Source organism: Streptomyces sp. URMC 124 (assembly GCF_051386455.1).
GTDB lineage: Bacteria > Actinomycetota > Actinomycetes > Streptomycetales > Streptomycetaceae > Streptomyces.
The window spans coordinates 1-2202 of the sequence record NZ_JBPQTS010000308.1; the positions used below are offsets into that span (position 1 = coordinate 1).

The following is a 2202-nucleotide window of genomic DNA, read 5'->3' on the forward strand; positions in this document are numbered from 1 at the left end:
GGGTGGAGGTGCCGGGGGTCTGGGGGTAGGGCGAGCCCGGGAGGTTGTTGACCGGGGGGTCGCTGGGGCCGGGAACCTTGATCGTCTGGGAGGAGCGGACGGCGCCGCCGAGGGTGGAGCCGACCAGCAGGCTGAGGCCGATGAGAACGGTGGCCATGATGGCGCCGCGGCGCAGGACCCGCTGGCGGAGCTCCCAGATTTCGGCGCGGGGGCCGAGGCGGCGCCAGGCCTCGCCGGCGAGGCGTCCGTCGACGGAGTAGAAGGGCGCCCCGGCGATCACGAGGGGGCTCCAGGCGGCGAGGTAGATGATGTCGGGCGCGTCGTAGACCGGGGCGCTGCGCCAGCTGACGGTGACCAGGAGGACGGCGGACAGCAGGACGCCGACGGCGGCGGCGAGACGCTGCCAGAGGCCGAAGATGGTGAGGACGCCGACGACGACCTGGAGGAAGGCGACGGTCAGGCCCGCGCCGACGGGGTGGGCGAGGGCGAGGTCCCGCAGGGGCTCGGCGGCGGCCCAGGGGTGCAGGGCGGTGAGCCAGGCGACCATCGAGCCGCGCTTGCCGCCGTCGAAGTAGACGGGGTCGCAGAGCTTGCCCATGCCGGCGTAGATGGAGATGAAGCCGAGGAAGATCCGCAGGGGCAGCAGGACGACGCCGAGGTTCATCCGGCGCCCGGGGTAGTAGGCGTGCCGGACGGAGTCCGCGTGGCGCTTGGCGGCGCCGTCGTCCTCGGCGTCCTCCGCGTCGTAGTCGTCGGCGTCGGGGCCGTCGAACTGCGGATAGCGGTACTGATCTTCGTCGTACGCGCTGTCCGTGGGGCGGACGCCGTGCAGGAGCCGGGTCTCGGGCGCGGCGGGGCCGGCGGCGTCGACGAGCTCCCCCGGGCCGGTGCGCTCGGAGTGGCTGCGGGGGCCCACGACGGAGGGGTGCCGGCCGTCGACGCGGATGCGGGGCAGCACCTGGGTGGAGCCCGCGTCGGTGACGGCGGAGTCCCGTACGGCCTGCAGGAGTTCGGTGGGCGCCGCGTCGCCGGGGGCGGCCCGCCCGCTCCACACCACGGGAGCGCGCCGTTTGGGCGCGCTCTTGACGGTGGGCAGCTGCGCCGTGTCGGCGATGCCTGCGAACTGGCGGGCGACGCGCGGGGGCCGGGCGAGCTGCACGCGGAAACTCACGTGGTTGACGGCGATCTGCGCCGGGTCGGACGGAACCTTCACCGTACTCAGCGCGGGCTGGTCGTCGTACCCGGAAGAGCTTCCCCCCGTGGGTGTGCGGGGTGTTCTGGTGTCCACACTCATCTAACCGAGTGACTTCTGATTAGGACACTGCCTTGACCGGGTCGAACTGTCCGGGTCGCGTCAACGCGGCCCGTCAACCGTTCCCTTAAGCGCAGGACGGGCCGGTGAACCGGCCCGTCCTGCGCTCGGAGCGGGTTTTTCTCAGGCGCGGCGGCGCGCGGCCTCGTAGAGCACGACGCCCGCGGCGACACCGGCGTTGAGCGACTCGGCGCCGCCCGGCATCGGGATGCGCACGCGGAAGTCGCAGGTCTCGCCGACGAGGCGGGACAGGCCCTTGCCCTCGCTGCCGACGACGATGACGACGGGGCCTTCGAGGGCCTCGAGCTCGTGGAGCTCGACGTCGCCGTCGGCGGCGAGGCCGACGACCATCAGACCTTCCTTCTGGTACGACTCCAGCATCCGCGTCATGTTGGTGGCGCGGGCGACGGGCGTACGGGCGGCGGTGCCGGCGGAGGTCTTCCAGGCGCTGGCGGTCATGCCGGCCGCGCGGCGCTCGGGGACGACGACGCCGTGGCCGCCGAAGGCGGAGACGGAGCGGACGACGGCGCCGAGGTTGCGCGGGTCGGTGATGCCGTCGAGAGCGACGATCAGCGGGTCCTCGCCGTCGTCGAAGGCGGCGGCGGTGAGGTCCTCGGGGTGGGCGTAGTCGTAGGGCGGGACCGAGAGGACGAGGCCCTGGTGGTTGAGGCCGTTGGTCATCCGGTCGAGCTCGGGACGCGGGGCCTCCATGAGGTTCAGGCCCTTGTCCGTGGCGAGCTGGAGGGCCTCGCGGACGCGCTCGTCGTTGTCGAGGTACTGCTGGACGTAGAGCGTCTTGGCGGGCACGCCCTCGCGCAGCGCCTCGACGACGGAGTTGCGGCCGACGACGAGCTCGTTGGGGCCCTTGGGGCCGCCGCGGCGGCCCCAAG

The 2202-nt window shown here is 73.3% G+C and carries 2 protein-coding genes; both read right to left on the reverse strand.

Going from position 1 to position 2202, the window contains the following annotated elements; all coding sequences use genetic code 11:
• On the reverse strand, positions 1-1294 hold a 1294-nt coding region (locus ACSNOG_RS32530), incomplete at its 3' end, for a DoxX family protein (protein WP_436756303.1).
• 141 nt (positions 1295-1435) lie between these two features.
• Positions 1436-2202, reverse strand: a 767-nt coding sequence (rlmB, locus tag ACSNOG_RS32535; protein WP_436756304.1) for a 23S rRNA (guanosine(2251)-2'-O)-methyltransferase RlmB, incomplete at its 5' end; no start/stop codon positions are given.